Below are 21,442 nucleotides of genomic sequence, written 5' to 3'. Positions count from 1 at the left end.
TTTTCTCTTCCCACCAAAACACATATGATTAAACGAATATGATTTAATCTACCCTCAGGAACACCCATGCTCCACCCGCTCCACCTCTTCAAAATCCTCTCCGACGAAACGCGACTCGCCATCGTCATGCTACTCCGTGAAGCGGGCGAACTGTGCGTCTGCGATCTCTGCGCCGCCACCGCCGAATCTCAGCCGAAAGTCTCCCGCCATATGGCCTTGCTGCGCGAGGCCGGGCTGGTTATCGATCGTCGCGAGGGCAAATGGGTCCATTACCGTCTCTCTCCCAACATGCCGGCATGGGCGGCAGCCGTTATCGACACCAGCTGGAACTGCCTGCGGGAAGAGACGCGCATGAAGCTGAAAAACCGACTCCCGGGCTCATGCTAATCAAAACATATTCATTAAATCAGATATAACGGAGTAAGCAATGTTTCTGGCAGGGGCAATTTTTCTGTTTACGCTGGTACTGGTCATCTGGCAGCCCAAAGGGCTCAGTATCGGCTGGAGCGCGACCATTGGCGCCGTGCTGGCGCTGGCCAGCGGGGTAATTCACATTAACGATATACCTGTGGTCTGGAATATCGTCTGGAACGCCACGGCAACGTTTATCGCCGTCATCATCATCAGCCTGCTGCTGGATGAGTCCGGCTTTTTCGAGTGGGCGGCGCTGCACGTTGCCCGCTGGGGAAACGGTCGCGGGCGATTGCTGTTTACTTATATCGTGCTGCTGGGTGCGGCCGTGGCGGCGCTGTTTGCCAATGACGGCGCGGCGCTGATCCTGACGCCTATCGTCATCGCCATGCTGCTGGCGCTGGGGTTCAGCAAGCAGGCCACGCTGGCGTTTGTGATGGCGGCAGGTTTTATCGCCGATACCGCCAGCCTGCCGCTGATTGTCTCCAACCTGGTCAACATCGTGTCGGCAGACTTCTTTAAGCTGGGGTTCAGCGAATACGCCTCGGTGATGATCCCCGTTGATATCGCCGCGATTGTCGCAACGCTGGTAATGCTGCATCTTTTCTTCCGCAAGGAGATTCCCCCGGAACATGACCTGGCGAAACTTCAGGAGCCCGCGCGGGCCATTCACGATCTCCCGACGTTCAGAACGGGCTGGATCGTGCTGCTGCTTCTGCTCGTTGGCTTCTTTGTGCTTGAACCTCTCGGCATTCCGGTCAGCGCCATCGCCACCGTCGGCGCGCTGATTTTATTCGCTGTCGCAAAACGGGGACATGCAATAAACACCGGAAAAGTGCTGCGCGGCGCACCCTGGCAAATTGTTATTTTCTCGCTCGGGATGTATCTGGTGGTGTATGGCATGCGCAATGCCGGGCTGACGGATTATCTTACTGGCGTGCTGAATAGCCTGGCCGGACACGGACTGTGGGCCACCACGCTGGGAACCGGATTCATCACCGCGTTCCTGTCATCCATAATGAACAATATGCCCACGGTGCTGATTGGCGCGCTCTCCATTGAGGGCAGTACGGCGACGGGATTGATTAAGGACGCGATGATTTACGCCAACGTGATTGGCTGCGATCTGGGGCCAAAAATCACGCCTATCGGCAGCCTCGCCACCCTGCTCTGGCTCCACGTGCTGGCGCAGAAAAACATGACGATTACCTGGGGCTACTATTTCCGGACGGGCATCATCATGACGCTGCCGGTCCTGTTTGTGACGCTCGCCGCGCTGGCGCTACGTCTCTCCTTCACACTGTAATGAGCCACTGATATGAGCCACATCACCATCTACCACAACCCAGCCTGCGGCACCTCGCGCAATACGCTGGAGATGATCCGCAACAGCGGCACGGAGCCGGAGATTATCCTCTATCTGGAAACCCCGCCGTCGCGCGATAAGCTGACCACCCTGATTGCCGACATGGGGATTTCGGTGCGGGATCTGCTGCGCAAAAACGTGGAGCCCTATGAACAGCTCGGCCTTGCTGAAGATATCTTCAGCGACGACCAGCTTATCGAGTTTATGCTGCAACACCCGATCCTGATTAACCGTCCGATTGTGGTCACGCCGCTGGGCACGCGTTTGTGCCGCCCGTCTGAAGTTGTCCTCGACATTCTGCCGGACGCGCAGAAAGGAGCGTTTACGAAAGAGGATGGCGAAGCCGTCGTGGACGCCAGCGGGAAAAAAATCGAACCCAGGTAAAACAGGCAGGGCGAGTGATGCCTAAGGGTTCCCCTCGCCCGCAATTCTCCCCACCATCGCCCGAATTTCCTCCCGGCTTAATGGCTCTCGGTCAGTCACATAGTGCAGCGTCATCCCTTCGATGAAGGCATCCAGCGCGCGGGTGGTGACCGGGTCGAACCACTGCTCCAGCGTGGTCTGGCTCATTTTCATCCAGTCCTGCATCACCGTTTTGAGCGCCGCGCTGCGGTGCATAAAGGCGTAAAGCTGATACATCAGCGCCATGTTGTGCGGCGTGGTCACCTGCGAGCTGTGGATCAGGGTGGTGATGGATTCACACGCCATTTCCGGCCCGGTGACGCCCGCGAAGAAATCCCGGTACTGCTGCGACATCTGGCGGGTAAACCACGTAAAGGCCTCCTCCAGCAGCGGCTCCATGCCGTCGAAATAGTAGGTCATTGACCCCAGCGGCACGCCCGCGCAGGTGGCGATTTTACGATGCGTGACGGCGTGAATACCGTGTTCAGCAATGGTGTCGAGCGTCGCCTGGAGAATTTTTTCACGTCGATGCGGATCGTTCGGTGGTCTGTTCATAAATCCCTCACCTGGTTTGTGTACAAATGTACACAAAGTTGCTAGTGTTGTCGCTACTGTTGTACTTCTGGTGCCACCCCAATGACGCTGACCTCTCCCCGCAAAGCCCTGCAGCTCCGCATGTGGGCGCTGTTTATGTTCTTCTTCATTCCCGGTCTGCTGATGGCCTCCTGGGCCACGCGCACCCCCGCCATACGCGACATTTTGTCCGTTTCTACCGCGGAAATGGGCATCGTGCTGTTCGGCCTGTCGATAGGCTCAATGAGCGGCATCCTCTGCTCCGCGTGGCTGGTGAAGCGCTTTGGCACGCGGGCGGTGATCCGCACCACCATGTGCTTCGCGGTGTTCGGGATGGTAGTGCTGAGCGTGGCGCTGTGGTTTGCCTCGCCGGTGCTGTTTGCCCTGGGGCTGACGGTATTTGGCGGCAGCTTCGGCTCGGCAGAGGTTGCGATTAACGTTGAAGGGGCGGCGGTCGAGCGCGAGATGAACAAAACCGTGCTGCCCATGATGCACGGCTTTTACAGTCTCGGCACGCTCGCCGGCGCGGGCGTCGGGATGGCGCTGACGGCCTTTGGCATGAGCGCGAATCTGCATATCCTGCTGGCGGCGCTGGTATGCATCATTCCGATCCTGACCGGCATTCGGGCGATCCCGAACGGTACCGGCAAGAATTCCGCTGAAGAACAGCATTCGACGGAAAAAGGGCTGCCCTTCTACCGCGATTTCCAGCTGATGCTCATCGGCGTGGTGGTGCTGGCGATGGCCTTCGCGGAAGGTTCTGCCAACGACTGGCTGCCGCTGCTGATGGTGGACGGCCACGGCTTTAGTCCGACCTCCGGCTCGCTGATTTACGCCGGGTTTACGCTGGGGATGACCGTCGGGCGCTTCACCGGCGGCTGGTTTATCGACCGCTACAGCCGCGTGGCGGTAGTGCGCGCCAGCGCCCTGCTCGGCGGCCTGGGTATCGCGATGATCGTCTTTGTGGACGTGGACTGGATTGCCGGGGTCTCGGTGATCCTCTGGGGTCTGGGCGCGTCGCTCGGCTTCCCGCTGACTATTTCGGCCGCCAGCGACACCGGCCCGGATGCCCCGACCCGCGTCAGCGTGGTGGCGACCACGGGCTACCTCGCCTTCCTGGTCGGGCCGCCGCTGCTCGGTTTCCTCGGTGAGCACTACGGGCTGCGCAGCGCCATGCTGGTGGTGTTAGGGTTGGTTATCATCGCGGCGCTGGTGGCGCGCGCGGTGGCAAAGCCGGAAACGGAACAAACGTCAATGGAGAAGGGATATGAGCGTTAAACTGATCGCCGTCGACATGGATGGCACATTCCTGAGTGATGCCAAGACCTATAACCGCCCGCGCTTTCTGGCGCAGTATGCGCGCATGAAGGAGCAAGGCATTCGCTTTGTGGTCGCCAGCGGCAACCAGTATTACCAGCTGATCTCCTTCTTCCCGGAGATTGCGCATGAAATTGCCTTTGTTGCCGAAAACGGCGGCTGGGTGGTCGATGCAGGGGAAGATGTGTTCAACGGCGAGCTGACAAAAGCGCATTTCAGCACCGTGGCCACCGTCTTAAACGACGTCCCCGGCATTGAGATTATCGCCTGCGGGAAAGGCAGCGCCTACACGCTTAAGGCCTATGACGATGCCTTCATTGATATCGCGTCAAAATATTATCACCGCCTCGAAAGGGTGCAGGATTTCAACAGCCTGAACGACATCTTCTTCAAGTTCGGGCTCAACGTTTCCGATGACGAAATTCCGCGCATCCAGGCGCTGCTGCATGAAAAGCTGAGTGACATTATGGTGCCCGTCACCACCGGTCACGGCAGCATTGACCTGATTATCCCCGGCGTGCATAAAGCCAACGGCCTGCGGATCCTGCAAACGCGCTGGGGCATCGAGGACAGCGAAGTGGTGGCCTTTGGTGATAGCGGCAACGACGTGGAGATGCTGCGTCAGTCCGGGTTCAGCTTTGCGATGGCAAATGCCAAACCGCATATTAAAGCGGAGGCGCGCTTTGAAGCACCGCATAATAACGAGGAAGGCGTTTTAAACGTAATTGAGAAGGTGTTAAACGGGGAGGCACCGTTTAATTGACCGCGTGCGGTCTGGCGGCCTCGCCCTTCACCTGGCCCTCTCCCCAAAAGGGGAGAGGGAAAAAAAATTATGGTTGCAGGGCGTTTCCGACGCGTTTGTCCTTCAGGAACACCACCATCAGGCCAACCCACAGCACGCCGTTGGCGAGGTTAAACAGGCTGAACAACCCGTTGCCGCCCAGCGCGTAGGCGTGCTTGCTCACCTCGATACCGACGGTAAAAATCAGCATCTGCAGCATGCCCATCGCCGCAGAGACCGTACCTTTACTCATCTCGCTCGCAAACAGGGTCAGGCGCACCAGGCCAGCGTTCGCCACGCCAATTCCGAAGGCATAAATGCTCAGCCCCGCCGTCATCCACAGGTAGGCGTGGGATGACGCGACGGTCGCTACCGCAGCCAGAATCAGCCCTGCCGCAATCGGCCAGCCGCCCATGATAATCAGTGAACGCACGGTGCGGCGAGACGTCAGACGGGCCAGCACCAGGTTACCGATAATCAACGCGCCAAAGATCGGCACCTGCAGCAGGCCGTACTCGTAGCTGCTGAGCTTTTCGCCGCTGATGATAATAACCGGTGACTGCGCGATCCACGCCAGCAGAGGCAGGCTAACGAATCCGGTCGCCAGCGCCCCCGCCACAAAGCGGCCATTTTGCAACACTGCTTTGTAATCCCGGCCCAGCTCTTTCAGCGAGAGTTTTTCGCCCAGACGGGTAGCCGTTTCCGGCATCGCGCGGTGCAGGCCGAAGAACGCGATGGCGGCGAGAACAGCAAAGAGCACAAACATCCCTTCCCACGGCGCAACGTGCACCCACGCGGCTCCCACCAGCGGCCCGAGTAAGGGGGCGATCAGCGCCACGTTCGCCATCAGCGCGGTAATTTTGATACACACCGCCTCCTCAAACGACTCCTGGATGGCGGCATACCCCACGGCACCGATAAAGCACAGGCTCACCCCCTGCAGGAAACGCAACAGGGTAAATTGTTCAATGTTTTGCGCCAGCAGCGTGGCGAGGCAGGTAACGATAAACCACACCACGCCCGTCAGCATCACCGGACGGCGGCCAATACGATCCGACAGCGGGCCTAACAGCCACTGCAAAAACATGCCGCCAGCCAGATAGGCGGTCATGGAGGTCGGCACCCACTCGATTCCCGCGTTGTACTGCTCCACAACGGCCAGCATACCGGGCTGGATCATATCGTTGCCGATATAGGTAGAGAATTCGTAGAGCACCAGACACAGAGGGAAAAGCAACGCCTGACGACCCAGACGTGAACCAGAAGAAGAACGGTTTAACATGCAATCTCTTTATAATGACAAAATCGCGACGAGTTTAATGAAATGCCGTAATCCGAGATAGTGATTTATCGAGGAGAAACAGAAATAAAGCACATATCGTCTTCGTTTAAGGTTTCCTTAAGTTGACAGATTTATGATAGCGCGATTACTCGTCAATGATCCCTAATTATGGCACTCACTTCCAGCCGTTCAGAATTGTCTAACTTACAGACTAATAAGACAAAACAGCTTTACCGCTTACCGTCCCGCTTTTATGGTTATCAGCTTTTGGTGCTAGTAGCGCTTGCCGTGGTGTTTACGTGGCTATCGCGCGATGAAGCGCTCGACAGATGGATCACCGGTTTTTGGTATGACGCGGCGACACAGACTTTCCCGCTGCAGAAAGACCACCTGCTGGATCTGCTGAACCATCGTCTGGCTAAGTACATTGCGATTGCCTTAGGCGCCGTGGCGCTGCTTTACGGCGCTTACAAACGTAACGCAAGGCTTGTCACAGCCGCGCTGCTGATGGGGCTTGGCGCGCTGGTGGTCGGCGTGCTGAAAAGCATCAGCCAACACAGCTGCCCGTGGGATCTGGTGGAATATGGCGGTAAGGCCGTGTCTTACCCCCTGTTCAGCGCCATTCCGGCAGACAGTGGCCCGGGCCGCTGCTTCCCGGGTGGCCATTCTTCCAGCGGCTTTATGGTGATGGGGCTGTTTTTTGCCTTCTGGCGCGAGCGTCCGCGTCTCGCCTGGAGCTTTGTGGTCCTTGGCGCGGTTCTGGGTCTGGCGATGGGCTTCGGCCAGGTGATGCGCGGGGCACATTTTTTCTCTCACAACCTGTGGGCCGGGTGGTGGGTCTGGTTTTCCCAGGTGGCGGTCTACGGGCTGGTTTCCACCCGGTTTGCAAAAGAGTGATTACGCTATGCTAGAGAATCTGAATTATCAGCTGTTTTATCTGATCAACGCCACCCCGGCCTCGCCAGAGTGGATGATTGATTTTGCCACCTTTCTGGCGAAAGACCTTATCAGCATCGTGCCTGCGCTGGCTGCCATTCTCTGGCTGTGGGGGCCGCGCAGCCAGGTTAAGGCACAGCGCCAGCTGGTGATCAAAGTCGCGATGGCGCTCGGGGTAAGCGTGCTGGTCAGCTATCTTCTCGGCCACGCATTCCCGCACGATCGTCCTTTTGTCGATCGCATTGGCTACACCTTCCTGCACCACGCGCCGGATGACTCTTTCCCGAGCGATCACGGTACGGTTATCTTCACCTTCGCGCTGGCTTTCCTGTTCTGGCATCGCCTGTGGTCGGGGGCGGTGCTGATGGTAGTCGCTGTGGCTATCGCCTGGTCGCGCGTCTATCTTGGCGTCCACTGGCCGCTGGATATGGTGGGTGGTTTCCTGGTGGGGCTGATTGGCTGCGTGAGCGCGGCTATCCTGTGGAATCTCTTCGGTGAGGCGCTCTACCGCGGGCTCTCTTCGCTCTATCGCGCCATTTTTGCCATCCCGATCCGTAAGGGCTGGATACGTGACTAACCCCAACCGGACAGGTTACACTGAGCCCCCGCCCTGCGGGGGCTCACTTTTTTATCCCGAGGAACTATGGAAACACGACGCGATGACCGCATTGCTCAGCTGCTGCAGGCGCTGAAGCGCAGCGATAAGCTGCATCTGAAGGAAGCCGCCAACCTCCTCGGCGTCTCAGAGATGACCATTCGTCGCGATCTGAACAGCGACAGCGCCCCCGTGGTACTGCTGGGCGGGTACATCGTCCTTGAGCCGCGCAGCGCCAGCCATTATCTGATCAGCGACCAGAAGACGCGTCTGGTTGAAGAGAAGCGCAAAGCCGCGCGCCTTGCGGCTACGCTGGTTCAGCCGCACCAGACGCTGTTTTTTGACTGCGGCACCACCACGCCGTGGATTATCGAAGCCATCGACAGCAGCATTCCCTTTACCGCCGTGTGCTACTCCCTGAACACCTTTCTGGCGCTTCAGGAGAAACCCGAGTGCCGGGTGATCCTCTGCGGCGGCGAGTTTCACGCCAGCAACGCCATCTTTAAGCCGCTTAACCTGCAGGACACGCTTAGTAATTTATGCCCGGACATCGCGTTTTATTCTGCCGCAGGCGTGAACGTGCGCCAGGGTGCAACCTGCTTTAATCTGGAGGAGCTGCCGGTGAAGAACTGGGCGTTAAATGCCGCGCAGTATCATGTGCTGGTGGTCGATCACAGCAAGTTTGGCAAGGTGCGTTCGGCAAGAATGGGCGAGCTGGCGCAGTTTGACGCCATCGTCAGCGATTGCCGCCCCGATGACGAGATTGTGGCCCATGCAAAGGCACAGCAGGTGAAGTTGATGTATTGAGGTTATGCCGGGTAAGCGCAGCGCCACCCGGCATAAAACTTAACTAAACCAGCTGCCAAACCAGCTATGGAATTTCATCAACACGAAATCCCACATCCGGCTGAAGAAGCCGCCCTCTTCCACCGCTTCCATCACAATCAGCGGACGCTGTTCAATCGACTTGCCGTTTAGCTGGAAATCAATCGTCCCGACCACCTGGCCTTTTTTCAGCGGCGCGGTGAGCTGCGGCTCGGTCAGGGTATAGCTTGCTTTCAGGTTTTTCAGCTGACCGCGTGGAATGGTCACGGAACCGGCCTCACCCGCCCCCAGATTCACCTCGCTCTTATCACCAAACCAGACGCGCTGGCTGACGAACGTGGCATCCGGTTTAATCGGCGTCACGGTTTCATAGAAGCGGAAGCCCCAGGTCAGCAGTTTTTCTGACTCGTTAAAGCGGATGCGGTCGGTTTTGGTGCCCAGCACCACCGAGATCAGGCGCATGTCGCCCTGCGTCGCGGAGGCCACCAGGTTGTAGCCCGCGCCGGCCGTGGTGCCGGTCTTCATTCCGTCCACGTTAACGTTGCTACTCCACAGCAGGCGGTTGCGGTTCGGCTGGCGAATTTTGTTGAAGGTAAACTCTTTCTCTTTGTGGATGGCGTATTCATCCGGCACGTCGTGGATCAGCGCTTTTCCCAGCAGCGCCATGTCGCGCGCGGTACTGAACTGTCCCGGCGCATCCAGGCCGTGGACCGTTTTGAAGGTGGTGTTGGTTAAGCCGAGCTTTTGCGCATAGCCATTCATCAAACCAATGAAAGAATCCTGACTGCCGGCAACGTAGTCGGCCAGCGCGATACACGCATCATTTCCCGACTGAATGATTACCCCTTTGTTCAGATCGGAGACGGAGACCTGATCGCCTGGCTTCAGGAACATCACCGACGAGCCCCGCAGCGCCGGGTTGCCGGTAGCCCAGGCATCCTTCCCGATGGTGACCATATCGTCCAGCTTGATCTTGCCCGCTTTTAACGCCTGCCCGACCACATAGCTGGTCATGATTTTGGTCAGGCTGGCCGGATCGAGTTTCTCATCCGCATTGCCTTCCGCCAGCACTTTACCGCTGGAATAGTCCATCAGGATCCAGGCGCGCGCGTCCACAGGCGGCGCTTCGGGCGCAGCCTGTTCAGCCGCGTAGAGTGTTGGTGCAAACAGGAAAAGGAGCGCAGAGCCTGCCGCCAGGCTGCGCAGAGAAGTCATTTTTCGCGTCATAAATGCCACCCGAGTGTCCATTCAAAAATTACGTCACATCACCGTGTCGCAAGAAGCGATGAGTAATAGCGCACTAAAACGGTTAAAGAAACCCAACGAGGGTAAAGTTATTAAAGTTTATGCAATAACATTCATTTACGCTTTGATTCAGGCGATTTTTTTGTCTTCTGTTGCGTAATTGTTAGGTTTATCTCACCATGGCAAAAAGCCGACCCGGATTCACACTCAACAGGAGTAAATATGATTACGCTGTGGGGCAGGAATAATTCGACCAACGTTAAGAAAGTGCTCTGGACGCTGGAGGAACTGGATTTACCGTTTAACCAAATCATGGCTGGCATGTCGTTCGGCGTGAACAAAGAGGCCGACTATCTGGCGATGAACCCGAACGGCCTGGTGCCGCTGCTGCGCGATGACGAAACAGACGCAACGCTTTGGGAGTCCAACACCATTGTGCGTTACCTCGCCGCCCAGTACGGTCTTGGCCGCCTGTGGGTTGAAAACCCGGCGCAGCGCGCGCAGGGTGAGAAGTGGATGGACTGGGCAAATCAGACGCTCTCTCCCGTTCACCGCGTGATCCTGATGGGGCTGGTGAGAACCCCTGAAGCCGAGCGCGACTACCCCGCCATTCATGCCGCGCAGGATGCCTGCGAAAACCTGTTTGCGATGATGGACGATGAGCTGGCGAAGCACGCCTGGTTCTCCGGCGATACGTTCGGCGTGGGGGACATTGCCGTAGCGCCGTTCGTCTGGAACCTGACCAACCTCGGTCTGAAATGGACGCCGCGCCCGAACCTTGACCGCTGGCTTAAGCAGCTTAGCGAGCGCCCGGCATACCGTAACGTGGTGATGATCCCGGTCACCTGATTACGCACCGGACGGGCTGACTTTTAACAGCTGCCCGTCCGTTTCGTCGGTCAGGACATACAGATAGCCATCCGGCCCCACCCGCACGTCGCGAATACGTTGCTCCCGGTCGCCCAGGATCCGCCCGTCCTCCGTCACCTTATTGCCGTCCACGCTCAGCACGATAACGTCCTTTTCCTTCAGCGCCCCGATAAACAGCTTGTTTTTCCACTGCGGGAACACGTCGCTATTATAGAACGCCATGCCGCTGACCGCGGGCGACACTTTCCAGACAAACAGCGGCTTTTCGGCTCCCTCAACGTGCTCGCCTTTGGCTTCCGGGATTTTCAGCCCGCTGTAGTTAATGCCGTGCGTCGCCAGCGGCCAGCCATAATTTTTGCCCTTCTCCGGGATGTTGATTTCATCCCCGCCGCGCGGGCCGTGCTCGTTCAGCCACAGCGTGTCGCTCCACGGGTTCATCGCCATCCCCTGCGGGTTGCGAATGCCGTAGGACCAAATTTCCGGCCGCGCGCCGGAGGTGTTCACAAAGGGGTTATCCGGCGGCACTTTACCGTCTTCGGTGAGGCGCACCACCTTACCCTGCAGCTTGTCCAGATCCTGCGCCGTCGGGCGCTGGTTGTTCTCGCCGAGTCCAATAAAGAGATACCCTTTGCCGTCGAACACCAGTCGCCCACCAAAATGGTTACCGGTAGAGAGTTTCGGCATCTGGCGGAACACTACCTGGAATCCCTCGATGCGGGAAAGATCGTCGCTCAGGCGACCATAGCCCACCGCCGTTCCGGCCTTGCCGTCACGCCCGGCTTCGGCGTAGCTCAGCCAGACGCGGCGCGACTTTTCAAAATCAGGCGCCAGCACCACGTCCAGCAGTCCTCCCTGGCCGTTCGCCCACACCTTCGGCACGCCGACAATGGGATCGGAAAGTCCTTTCCCGGCCTGCCAGCGCTTGAGCTGCCCGCCCTTAAGAGTGACCAGTAAACCGTCATTACCCGGCAGGAACGCCATCGACCAGGGGTGATCGAGTCGGTTTTGCAGCACCTCAACCTTTACCGCCTCTGGCGCAGCAAGAAGCGAAAACGGAATGAACAATGCAGGCAGGAAAATCAACGAGGATCGAGGCATAAAGCGCTCCTTTTTCGGCATATGGCATAAAGATTAGCCATTACCTCCGGGCGCGTTACCACTTTTACAAAAGCTTAATCAGATGGGGGGAGTTGTCTCCCCCCGAACTCAGTGCTGTGCAAGCGTCTCGTGCTTGTTAAGACACATGATGCAAAGAGAGAGCGTTGTCAGGCAGTTTTCAAGCTTCTCCGCGTTTACGGCGATAAAGTTCGGGCAGTCGTGGCGTCCGTTCATCAGACACACCCCTGCAATGGAGAGCACCTCAGCGGCGCGACGCAGCGCCATCAGCTCGCATTCATCGTATTCCGCCTTCAGGGTCGGTGCTTTTTCACGCATGAAATTACACAGTTCAAACAGATTATCACGCAGATGTTCGCTTTCGCTGACTGACATATAGCCCTTTGCCTTTCTGAGCTGCAGATAGGCGGCCAGGTCGATTCGGGCGTTGATCAGCTTGTTAAGCAGATCGCGTTTCAGTCTGTCAACGGACATGCTATTTCCTCCTCTGTCAGCCATGTTGCACATTCAGAATAAGGTCATTTTTTGTACAGTTTAATGCCTGAGATCAATTATTCTTAACTGATTAACATTATTTACAATGTTACAACCTCGGCCTGGCGCATCCGCCTTGCAAAGAGTGTATAAATCCCCCGCGATACGCTGTAAAATCCCGCCCTGATAACTCCATAATTGATGAATTTTTAACCTATGAGCAATGTTACGCACCAGCCGAAAATCGGCTTCGTCTCCCTGGGCTGCCCGAAAAACCTGGTGGATTCAGAACGCATCCTGACCGAACTGCGCACCGAGGGCTATGACGTGGTGCCAAGCTACGACAACGCCGATATGGTGATCGTTAACACCTGCGGGTTTATCGACAGCGCGGTGCAGGAGTCACTGGAAGCGATCGGTGAAGCGCTGACCGAAAACGGCAAAGTGATCGTTACCGGCTGCCTGGGCGCGAAAGTGGACCAAATCCGCGAAGTGCACCCGAAGGTGCTGGAGATCACCGGCCCGCACAGCTACGAGCAGGTGCTGGAACATGTTCATCACTACGTGCCAAAACCAAAGCACAACCCGTTCCTGAGCCTGGTGCCGGAACAGGGCGTGAAGCTGACGCCGCGTCACTACGCCTACCTGAAAATTTCTGAAGGCTGCAACCATCGCTGCACCTTCTGCATCATCCCGTCCATGCGTGGCGATCTGGTGAGCCGTCCGATTGGCGAAGTGCTGGCGGAAGCGAAACGTCTGGCCGACGCGGGCGTGAAGGAGCTGCTGGTGATTTCCCAGGACACCTCAGCTTATGGCGTGGACGTCAAACACCGCTCCGGTTTCCACAACGGCGAGCCGGTGAAAACCAGCATGGTGGGCCTGTGCGAGCAGCTGGCTAAGCTCGGTATCTGGACGCGTCTGCACTACGTTTACCCGTACCCGCACGTTGACGATGTGATCCCGCTGATGGCGGAAGGCAAAATCCTGCCGTACCTGGATATCCCGCTGCAGCACGCCAGCCCGCGTATCCTGAAGCTGATGAAACGCCCTGGCTCCGTTGACCGCCAGCTGGCGCGCATCAAGCAGTGGCGTGAAATCTGTCCGGATCTGACCCTGCGCTCCACCTTTATCGTCGGCTTCCCGGGTGAAACCGAAGAAGACTTCCAGATGCTGCTCGACTTCCTGAAAGAAGCCCGTCTGGACCGCGTCGGCTGCTTCAAGTACAGCCCGGTGGAAGGCGCAACCGCCAACGAGCTGGCGGATCAGGTGCCGGAAGAGGTTAAGGAAGAGCGCTGGAACCGCTTCATGCAGCTGCAACAGCAGATTTCTGCCGAGCGTCTGCAGGAGAAAGTGGGCCGCGAGATCATGGTTATCATCGACGAAGTGGACGAAGAAGGCGCGATTGGCCGCAGCATGGCGGACGCCCCTGAAATCGACGGCGCGGTGTACCTGAACGGCGAAACCAACGTTAAGCCGGGTGATATTATTCGCGTCAAAGTTGAAAACGCGGACGAGTATGACCTGTGGGGTAGCCGGGTTTAATCTCACTGCACATCTTTTACAGGCCGGGTAAGGCGTAGCCGCCACCCGGCACATTTCACTGCACTACCCCTTAATCCTCGGATCCAGCGCATCGCGCAGCCCGTCACCTAACAGGTTAAACGCCAGCACGGTCAGGAAAATCGCCAGGCTCGGGAAGATCGCCACGTGCGGCGCAATCACCATATCCGCCCTCGCCTCGTTTAGCATCGCGCCCCACTCCGGTGTCGGAGGCTGCGCGCCTAAGCCCAGAAACGACAGGCTGGCCGCCGAAATAATCGACACGCCGATACGCATGGTGAAATAGACCACGATGGACGATACCGTCCCGGGCAGAATATGGCTGAACAGAATGGTGGTATCGCTGGCCCCCATGCTGCGGGCGGATTCAATAAACGTCTGCTGTTTCAGCACCAGCGTGTTGCCGCGCACCAGGCGGGCAAAGGCCGGAATCGAAAAGACCGCCACCGCGATGATGACGTTGGCCATGCCGCTGCCCATGATCGCCACCACGGCAATCGCCAGCAGAATGCCGGGAAAGGCAAACAGCACGTCGCAGATGCGCATGATGATGCGGTCCCACCAGCCTTCATAATACCCGGCGACGAGCCCCAGCACGGTACCGATAGCCGCGCCGATCAGCACCGCGACTACCCCGGCGGCGAGAGAAATTTGCGCCCCCACCAGCACGCGGCTGAAGATATCGCGGCCAAGCGAGTCCACGCCGAACCAGTGCAGCATTGAGGGGCCGTCGTTCAGACGGTCGTAGTCAAAGTAGTTTTCCGCATCAAACGGCGCTACCCACGGCGCAACGATCGCCACCGCAATCAGCACCAGCACGAACAGCCCCGCCGCCATTGCGACCGGCTGACGGCGAAAACGTCGCCAGAATTCGGACCACGGGGTGCGGACATGCTCCGGTTTCAGCCCCGGCATCGCGTTCAAAACGGCCTGACGCCGCCAGTTCAACAATCGCATCTTACTTATACCTGATGGCCGGGTTAATGGCGGCGTAGAGCACGTCCACCACTAAGTTGATAAGAATAAACTCCAGCGAGAAAAGCAGGACTTCTGCCTGAATCACCGGGTAGTCGCGCATCTCGACGGAATCGACCAGCAGGCGCCCCAGCCCCGGCCAGTTGAAGACCTTTTCCACGACGATAGAGCCACCCAGCAGGAAACCAAACTGCAGCCCCATCATCGTCACCACCGGGATCATCGCATTGCGGAACCCGTGCTTGAGAATGACCCACTTCTCGCTGACTCCTTTCGCCCGCGCGGTGCGAATATAATCTTCGCTCAGCACGTCCACGAACGAGGCGCGGGTAAAGCGGGCCATCACCGCCGACACGGCAGCGCCCAGCGTCATGGAGGGCAGAATGTAATGCTTCCAGGTATCGGCCCCGACGGTCGGCAGCCAGCCCAGTTCAACGGAGAAGATCTGCATCAGCAGCATCCCCAGCGCGAACGCCGGGAAGGAGATGCCGGTCACCGCCAGGGCCATGCCGAGCTTGTCCGGCCAGCGGTTGCGCCAGACGGCCGCAATAATCCCCGCGCCCAGCCCAAACGCCACCGCCCAGCCCATGCTGGCAATCGTTAACCAGAACGTGGGCATAAAGCGGCTGGCAATCTCCTCCGACACCGGACGCCTCGACACCATCGAGATACCAAAATCGCCCTGCAGAACGTTGCACATATAGTGCAGAAACTGCATATACAGCGGCTGGTCGAGGCCCAGCTGTTTACGCACCAGCTCAATGACGGTGGCATCCGCTTCGGGCCCGGCTACCAGGCGCGCCGGATCGCCCGGCAGCATGTGGACAAACAAAAACACCAGCACCGCCACTATCAGCAGCGTCGGGATAAGCCCCAGCAGACGTTTACAAACATAATTCAGCATGAGGTTTATTTTAAATCCGCATCGTCAAAGCTAAAGCCGGTGTCCGGCATGATGTAGAACCCGGTCAGCGCTTTGTTATGGGCTGAGACCAGTTTCTCCACCACCAGCGGTACCCACGGCGACTCTTTCCAGATAATGTCCTGCGCTTCTTTGTAGAGGCGGGCTTTCTCTTCCGGTTTGGTGGTTTTCAGGGCATCGGCCAGGTCTTTGTCCACCTGCGGATTGCTGTAAAACGCGGTGTTGAACAGGGTTGGCGGCCAGTTCTGCGAGGCGAACAGCGGCGACAGCGCCCAGTCGGCTTCACCGGTCGAGGCCGTCCAGCCTGTGTAGAACATCCGCACGCCGCTCTCTTTCTGCCCTTTCCCCTCCACTTCTGCCGCACGCTGCCCGGCATCCATCGCGGTCACCTGCGCCTTAATCCCCACCTGCGCCAACTGCTGCTGGGTAAACTGCAGCACCTTCTGCGCGGTACTGTGGTTATGCGACGACCACAGCGTGGTGCTGAAGCCGTTCGGGAAACCCGCCTCTTTCAGCAGCTCGCGCGCTTTAGCCGGATCGTACGGCCATGGCTGATAGCTTTGCGCATACGCGATAGACGGCGGCAGCACGCCGGTGGCCGGGGTGGCATAACCCGCAAAAGCGACCTTCACCAGCGCCTGACGGTTAATGGCATAGTTGATGGCTTCACGCACCTTCGGGTTATCGAACGGCTTCTGCGTGACGTTCATGCTGATGTAGCGCTGCATGATAGACGGGCTGGCAACCAGCTCCAGCTTGCTGTTTTTCTGCAGAATGGCGGCCTGCTCATACGGGATGGGGAAGGCAAACTGCGCCTCGCCGGTTTGCAGCATTGCCGCGCGGGTGTTGTTATCCACCACCGGGCGCCAGGTGATGGTGTCCAGCTTCGGCAGCCCCTGCTGCCAGTATCCCGCGAATTTTTTCACCTTCACAAAATCGGTCTGGTTCCAGGTGAGCAGCTCGTACGGCCCGGTTCCCACCGGGTGGAAACCGATCTCTTTACCGTACTTTTTCAGCGCGGCGGGCGAGATCATCGCCGTCGCCGGATGCGCCAGAATATTGATAAACGCGGAGAATGGCTCTTTCAGAGTGATTTTTACCGTTGCCGGGTCAACTACCTCGGTGCTGGCGATATTTTTATACAGGTTATAGCGCTTGAGGCTGTTTTGAGGATTGCTGGCACGGTCGAGGTTGACCTTTACCGCCTCCGCATTGAAATCAGTCCCGTCCTGGAACTTCACGCCGGAACGGAGCTTGATGGTATAGACCAGCCCGTCGTCGGATACGGTGTACCCCTCCGCCAGCACATTTTTCAGCTTCATCTCTCTGTCGAGACCAAACAGCCCCTGATAGAACGATTTCGCCACCGCCTGGGAGAGCGTGTCGTTGGCGTCGTACGGATCGAGCGTGGTGAAGTTGGAGCCGACGGCAACCACCACGTCTTTGGCGGCGAACGCGGGGGCAGCGGCCAGGGCTGCCGTCACGCTCGCGGCTAACAACCATCTACGCGCTACAAATGTAACCATTGTGTTCTCCTGCCTGTTGTAAGTTATAACCGTGAGAAGGCATTGTCCTGGCGCGGCGGAGCCACGAAGTGGCCCGGACCAACCTCACGCAGCGTGACGCGCTCCACGGCTTCGCCCCGTTTACGAATGTTGCTCGGCATCTCATCCTGCAGCAGCACGCGCTGGCCGTGACGGTGCGCGGGATCGGCAACCGGCACTGCCGCAATAAGCTTGCGGGTGTACGGGTGCTGCGGGTTCTCAAACACCGCCCTTCGCGGGCCAATCTCCACGATCTGCCCCATAAACATCACCGCCACGCGGTGGCTGATGCGCTCTACCACCGCCATATCGTGCGAGATAAACAGGAAGGCAATCCCCATATCCCGCTGTAAATCCAGCAGTAAGTTGATAATTTGCGCCCGGATCGAGACATCCAGCGCCGAGACGGACTCATCCGCAATCACCACCTTCGGGTTCAGCGCCAGCGCGCGGGCGATGCAGATACGCTGCCGCTGCCCGCCGGAAAACTCGTGCGGATAACGCCAGGCGTGTTCCGGCTTCAGGCCAACGCGCTCCAGCAGCCAGGCCACGCGACGCTGCGCCGCCTCGCCGTCGAGCAGGTTATGCACCCGCAGCGGCTCCATAATTGAGTACCCTACCGTATGGCGCGGGTCGAGAGAGGCATACGGATCCTGGAAGATAAACTGAATATCTCGCCGTATCGCCTGTAATTTATTATCTGGCAGGGTGTCGATACGTTCACCGTTAAAGGTTATCGTCCCCTCCTGGGTCTCCACGAGCCTGAGCAGCGCCCGCCCGGTGGTGGATTTCCCACAGCCGGACTCTCCTACCAGCGCCAGCGTTTCACCCGGCCAGAGATCGAAACTGACGTTTTCCACCGCATGCACTTCGCGCTTCAGGCGGTTGAAAATTCCGCTGCGCAGCGGAAAGCGGGTCACCAGATTGCGCACTTCGAGTATCGGTTTGCCCGACACCACGGTGTCCTGCTCGCCTTCATCCTCCTGCGGCTCTGTCGCCTCCAGGGAAATCAGCGGAAAACGGCGCGGCAAATCGCTGCCGTTCATCGCCCCAAGCCGCGGCACCGCCGCCAGCAGCGCTTTGGTGTAAGGATGCTCGGGGGCATGGAAAATCTGCTCGACCGCACCGGTTTCCACAGCATTGCCCTTGTGCATTACCAGCACCCGATCGGCGATGTCAGCCACTACGCCCATATCGTGGGTGATGAAAATCACCCCCATCTCCATCTCCTGCTGCAGCACTTTGATGAGCTGCAGGATCTGCGCCTGAATCGTCACGTCCAGCGCCGTCGTCGGTTCATCGGCGATCAGCACCGCCGGACGGCAGGAGAGCGCCATGGCAATCATCACCCGCTGGCGCATGCCGCCGGAAAGCTGATGCGGGTAGCGCCCCAGAATGGCCTGCGCCTCCGGAATGCGTACCAGCTCCAGCATCCGTCGGGCCTCTTTGAGCGCCTCATCGCCGCTCAGCCCCTGATGCAGTCGGATGGACTCGGCAATTTGTTCCCCGACCGGGAACACCGGGTTCAGGGAGGTCATCGGCTCCTGGAAGATCATCGCGATATCCGCCCCGCGCACGCCCTGCATCTGCGCGCCGCTCAGCTCGTTTAAATCAATGACCTGACGGTTACGGCGGCGCAGGAGCATTTTCTCGCTGCTGATTTGCCCGCCCGTCTGTTCCAGCAGGCGCATCAGCGCCAGCGCGGTGACCGATTTACCGGAGCCGGACTCGCCAACAATCGCCAGCGTCTCGCCGCGCCTGAGCGAAAACGATAAATTCTGTACTGCGGGGATGAACTGCCGCTCTTCCTGAAACGCAATATTCAGCTGATGGACAGCCAGCACCTCGCGGTTGTCCAGTTCTTCAGTGTGCGGCACGCGCTGCCCCCTTATTCACGATAGATGCCCGTGCTCGGCTCATCACCGGCATAGCCCCAGGCGCGGTACATGCCTTCGCTGTTGAACGGCAGGGCCACGTTGCCCTCACGATCGACCGCAATCAGCCCGCCGACGCCGCCCAGGGCAGGTAATTTTTCCATCACCACGCGCTCGCAGGCCTCGCTCAGGCTTAAACCGCCGTAATCCATCAGCGCGGTGATGTCGTAGGCCGCGAGGGCGCGAATAAACACTTCCCCGGTGCCGGTACACGACACCGCTGCCGTGGCGTTATTGGCATAGCAGCCCGCGCCGGGCAGCGGGCTGTCGCCGACGCGTCCCGGCAGCTTGTTGGTCATGCCGCCCGTTGACGTCGCCGCCGCGAGGTTACCGGCTTTATCGAGCGCCACCGCGCCAACCGTGCCCATTTTGGTGGTTTCATCCAGCGGCGCAGTATGGTCAAGCTGCGTTATTCCCGCCGTACGGGCTTCCAGCAGCTGCTGATAGCGTTCTTCCGTGGAAAACAGATCCGGCGATACCTGTTCCATTCCGTGCTCAAAGGCAAATTTTTCCGCCCCAGCGCCCGCCAGCAGAACGTGCGGGCTCTCCTCCATCACCAGACGCGCCGCCAGCACCGGATTTCGCAGATGGCTCACGCCCGCCACGGCGCCCGCCTTCAGGGTGACGCCGTCCATCACGCAGGCGTCCAGCTCGTGGGTTTCATCCCGGGTAAAGACCGAACCTATTCCGGCATTAAAGAGCGGACACTCTTCCAGCAGACGCACCGCCTCGGTGACCACATCCAGCGCGCTCTCGCCCGCTTCCAGCATTTTCTGGCCCGTTTCCACAATGGCGTACAGCGCGTCAATGTAGCGCTTTTCCTGCTCGGGACTGAGCTGTGCACGGGTGATTGCCCCTGCGCCGCCATGAATTGCGATTACCGCATTAACCATTCGCATCACCCGTTAGCCTGATTCGCGGCTTTTTCTATAAATATCATTATCGTCGATGAAACTTCAGATGATTTTTGAATATAGAAAGACGCAACAGTGATGTAAAGCGTACACCCATCGGGTCATACAGTTAGCCGCACTTTTCTGCCATAATGGGCGCTTTCGTTGTTACTCCGCAGGAGCCCACCATGGATTTTACCGCCGGACTGATGCCGCTTGAGACGGCACTCTCGCAGATGCTTGACCGTATTTCTCCGCTGCATGACGTTGAGACGCTGCCGCTTGTGCGCTGTTTTGGTCGTATTGCCGCGCGCGATATCGTCTCGCCGATGAACGTGCCGGGGTTCGATAACTCCGCGATGGACGGTTACGCGGTGCGCCTGGCGGATCTCCAGACGGGTAACGCCCTGCCGGTGGCGGGTAAAGCCTTTGCGGGCCAGCCGTTTAGCGGCGAATGGCCTGCTGGCACCTGCGTGCGCATCATGACCGGCGCGCCGGTTCCGCAGGGCTGCGACGCCGTGGTGATGCAGGAAGAGACCGAGCAGACCGGCGACGGGGTGCGTTTTACCGCGAACGTTAAAGCGGGCCAGAACATCCGCCGCACGGGCGAAGACATCACCCTCGGCGCGACCGTTTTTGCCGCCGGGCAGAAATTGACGGTAGGTGAACTGCCGGTGCTGGCGTCGCTCGGCATCGCGGAAGTTGACGTTATCCGCAAGGTGCGCGTAGCGGTTTTCTCCACCGGCGACGAGCTGCAGCTTCCGGGCCAGCCGCTGCAGGACGGCCAGATTTATGACACCAACCGCCTGGCGGTACACCTGATGCTGGAGCAGCTGGGCTGCGAGGTGATTAACCTCGGCATCATTCCAGACGACCCGGAAAAACTGCGCGCGGCGTTTATCGAGGCGGACAAATCCGCCGACGTGGTCATCAGCTCCGGCGGCGTCTCCGTGGGCGAAGCGGATTACACTAAAACCCTGCTTGAAGAGCTGGGCGAAATCGCCTTCTGGAAGCTGGCGATTAAGCCGGGCAAACCGTTCGCGTTTGGCAAGCTTCCGCACAGCTGGTTCTGCGGCCTGCCGGGTAACCCGGTCTCTGCGGCACTCACCTTCTACCAGCTGGCGATCCCGCTGCTGGCGAAGCTTTCCGGCAACAAAGCCAGCCCGCTGCCGGAACGCCTGCGCGTGCGTGCCGCTACGCGGCTGAAAAAATCGCCGGGTCGTCTCGATTTCCAGCGCGGCATTCTGGTCCGCGGCGCGGACGGTGAGCTCGAAGTGAGCACCACCGGACATCAGGGCTCGCACATTTTCAGCTCCTTCAGCCAAGGCAACTGCTTTATCGTGCTGGAGCGCGAGCGCGGCAACGTGGAAGCCGGCGAATGGGTTGAGGTTGAGCGCTTTAACCACCTGTTCGGAGGCTGA

General features: G+C 58.7%; 21 protein-coding genes. 11 read left to right on the top strand and 10 right to left on the bottom strand.

Going from position 1 to position 21,442, the window contains the following annotated elements; all coding sequences use genetic code 11:
• Positions 1–66 precede the first annotated feature (66 nt).
• Genes IM273_RS04010 through arsC form a run of 3 tightly spaced genes read left to right on the top strand, consistent with a single transcriptional unit; the run spans position 67 to position 2,161 of the window.
• Positions 67–387 (top strand): metalloregulator ArsR/SmtB family transcription factor, encoded by a 321-nt coding sequence (locus IM273_RS04010; protein ID WP_193050364.1) that lies wholly within the window; start codon positions 67–69, stop codon positions 385–387.
• Positions 388–427: 40 nt separating this feature from the next.
• Complete coding sequence (locus IM273_RS04005) at positions 428–1,717, top strand: arsenic transporter (protein WP_193050363.1); 1,290 nt, start codon at positions 428–430, stop codon at positions 1,715–1,717.
• Positions 1,718–1,729: 12 nt separating this feature from the next.
• On the top strand, positions 1,730–2,161 hold the full coding sequence (gene arsC, locus IM273_RS04000; protein ID WP_193050362.1) for a glutaredoxin-dependent arsenate reductase: 432 nt from the start codon (positions 1,730–1,732) through the stop codon (positions 2,159–2,161).
• Between the two features lie 21 nt (positions 2,162–2,182).
• Here the strand turns inward: arsC and IM273_RS03995 are convergent, their stop codons facing one another.
• Entirely contained in the window at positions 2,183–2,734 is a 552-nt protein-coding gene (locus IM273_RS03995; protein WP_193050361.1) for a TetR/AcrR family transcriptional regulator, read from the bottom strand.
• A gap of 81 nt (positions 2,735–2,815) precedes the next feature.
• Between IM273_RS03995 and IM273_RS03990 the strand changes: the two genes are divergently transcribed.
• Complete coding sequence (locus IM273_RS03990) at positions 2,816–4,030, top strand: MFS transporter (RefSeq protein WP_059358009.1); 1,215 nt, start codon at positions 2,816–2,818, stop codon at positions 4,028–4,030.
• Positions 4,020–4,832 (top strand): Cof-type HAD-IIB family hydrolase, encoded by an 813-nt coding sequence (locus tag IM273_RS03985; RefSeq protein ID WP_059355492.1) that lies wholly within the window; start codon positions 4,020–4,022, stop codon positions 4,830–4,832. Before IM273_RS03990 ends, IM273_RS03985 begins: the two co-directional genes overlap by 11 nt.
• 67 nt (positions 4,833–4,899) lie before the next feature.
• Here the strand turns inward: IM273_RS03985 and IM273_RS03980 are convergent, their stop codons facing one another.
• On the bottom strand, positions 4,900–6,132 hold the full coding sequence (locus tag IM273_RS03980) for an MFS transporter (protein ID WP_048960865.1): 1,233 nt from the start codon (positions 6,130–6,132) through the stop codon (positions 4,900–4,902).
• A 168-nt stretch (positions 6,133–6,300) separates the two neighbouring features.
• Between IM273_RS03980 and IM273_RS03975 the strand changes: the two genes are divergently transcribed.
• The 3 genes from IM273_RS03975 to deoR all read left to right on the top strand — a co-directional run bounded on the left by IM273_RS03975 (position 6,301) and on the right by deoR (position 8,470).
• Entirely contained in the window at positions 6,301–7,029 is a 729-nt protein-coding gene (locus IM273_RS03975; RefSeq protein ID WP_193050360.1) for a phosphatase PAP2 family protein, read from the top strand.
• A 7-nt stretch (positions 7,030–7,036) separates the two neighbouring features.
• Positions 7,037–7,645 carry an undecaprenyl-diphosphate phosphatase gene (gene ybjG / locus IM273_RS03970; RefSeq protein WP_028012487.1) on the top strand — a complete coding sequence of 203 codons (609 nt, stop codon included), beginning with the start codon at positions 7,037–7,039 and terminating at the stop codon, positions 7,643–7,645.
• Between the two features lie 66 nt (positions 7,646–7,711).
• Positions 7,712–8,470, top strand: coding sequence for a DNA-binding transcriptional repressor DeoR (gene deoR / locus IM273_RS03965; protein WP_041910685.1), 759 nt, complete (start codon positions 7,712–7,714; stop codon positions 8,468–8,470).
• Between the two features lie 39 nt (positions 8,471–8,509).
• On the opposite strand, the gene dacC is transcribed toward deoR, so the two are convergent.
• On the bottom strand, positions 8,510–9,715 hold the full coding sequence (dacC, locus tag IM273_RS03960) for a serine-type D-Ala-D-Ala carboxypeptidase (RefSeq protein ID WP_032644979.1): 1,206 nt from the start codon (positions 9,713–9,715) through the stop codon (positions 8,510–8,512).
• Between the two features lie 240 nt (positions 9,716–9,955).
• Here dacC and IM273_RS03955 point away from each other — a divergent pair, with 240 nt between their 5' ends.
• Positions 9,956–10,582 (top strand): glutathione S-transferase family protein, encoded by a 627-nt coding sequence (locus IM273_RS03955; protein ID WP_045259989.1) that lies wholly within the window; start codon positions 9,956–9,958, stop codon positions 10,580–10,582.
• On the opposite strand, the gene IM273_RS03950 is transcribed toward IM273_RS03955, so the two are convergent.
• Both IM273_RS03950 and bssR read right to left on the bottom strand, forming a co-directional pair.
• The gene (locus IM273_RS03950; protein WP_048957049.1) at positions 10,583–11,701 is read right to left on the bottom strand and encodes a PQQ-dependent sugar dehydrogenase; all 1,119 of its coding nucleotides are present in this window, start codon (positions 11,699–11,701) and stop codon (positions 10,583–10,585) included. It lies immediately after the preceding gene.
• A gap of 108 nt (positions 11,702–11,809) precedes the next feature.
• Positions 11,810–12,193, bottom strand: coding sequence for a biofilm formation regulator BssR (gene bssR / locus IM273_RS03945; protein ID WP_028012482.1), 384 nt, complete (start codon positions 12,191–12,193; stop codon positions 11,810–11,812).
• A gap of 216 nt (positions 12,194–12,409) precedes the next feature.
• Here bssR and rimO point away from each other — a divergent pair, with 216 nt between their 5' ends.
• Complete coding sequence (gene rimO, locus IM273_RS03940) at positions 12,410–13,735, top strand: 30S ribosomal protein S12 methylthiotransferase RimO (protein ID WP_041910688.1); 1,326 nt, start codon at positions 12,410–12,412, stop codon at positions 13,733–13,735.
• A 63-nt stretch (positions 13,736–13,798) separates the two neighbouring features.
• On the opposite strand, the gene gsiD is transcribed toward rimO, so the two are convergent.
• Genes gsiD through iaaA form a run of 5 tightly spaced genes read right to left on the bottom strand, consistent with a single transcriptional unit; the run spans position 13,799 to position 20,021 of the window.
• Positions 13,799–14,710: a glutathione ABC transporter permease GsiD gene (gene gsiD, locus IM273_RS03935; protein ID WP_028012480.1), complete on the bottom strand. Its 912-nt coding sequence runs from the start codon at positions 14,708–14,710 to the stop codon at positions 13,799–13,801.
• A 1-nt stretch (position 14,711) separates the two neighbouring features.
• Positions 14,712–15,632, bottom strand: coding sequence for a glutathione ABC transporter permease GsiC (gene gsiC, locus IM273_RS03930; RefSeq protein WP_045630942.1), 921 nt, complete (start codon positions 15,630–15,632; stop codon positions 14,712–14,714).
• Between the two features lie 5 nt (positions 15,633–15,637).
• A complete protein-coding gene (gsiB, locus tag IM273_RS03925) occupies positions 15,638–17,176 on the bottom strand; it encodes a glutathione ABC transporter substrate-binding protein GsiB (protein WP_193050359.1) in 1,539 nt (512 codons plus the stop codon).
• Positions 17,177–17,199: 23 nt separating this feature from the next.
• A complete protein-coding gene (gene gsiA, locus IM273_RS03920; RefSeq protein ID WP_045630941.1) occupies positions 17,200–19,071 on the bottom strand; it encodes a glutathione ABC transporter ATP-binding protein GsiA in 1,872 nt (623 codons plus the stop codon).
• Positions 19,072–19,082: 11 nt separating this feature from the next.
• Positions 19,083–20,021 (bottom strand): beta-aspartyl-peptidase, encoded by a 939-nt coding sequence (gene iaaA, locus IM273_RS03915; RefSeq protein ID WP_028012476.1) that lies wholly within the window; start codon positions 20,019–20,021, stop codon positions 19,083–19,085.
• Positions 20,022–20,209: 188 nt separating this feature from the next.
• Between iaaA and moeA the strand changes: the two genes are divergently transcribed.
• Positions 20,210–21,442, top strand: a complete 1,233-nt coding sequence (moeA, locus tag IM273_RS03910) for a molybdopterin molybdotransferase MoeA (RefSeq protein WP_193050358.1) — start codon at positions 20,210–20,212, stop codon at positions 21,440–21,442.

This window comes from Enterobacter cloacae complex sp. P13B (assembly GCF_014895915.1).
GTDB lineage: Bacteria > Pseudomonadota > Gammaproteobacteria > Enterobacterales > Enterobacteriaceae > Enterobacter > Enterobacter bugandensis.
The sequence above is the reverse complement of the archived record's forward strand: the minus strand, read 5'-3'. Positions and strand labels throughout refer to the sequence as shown.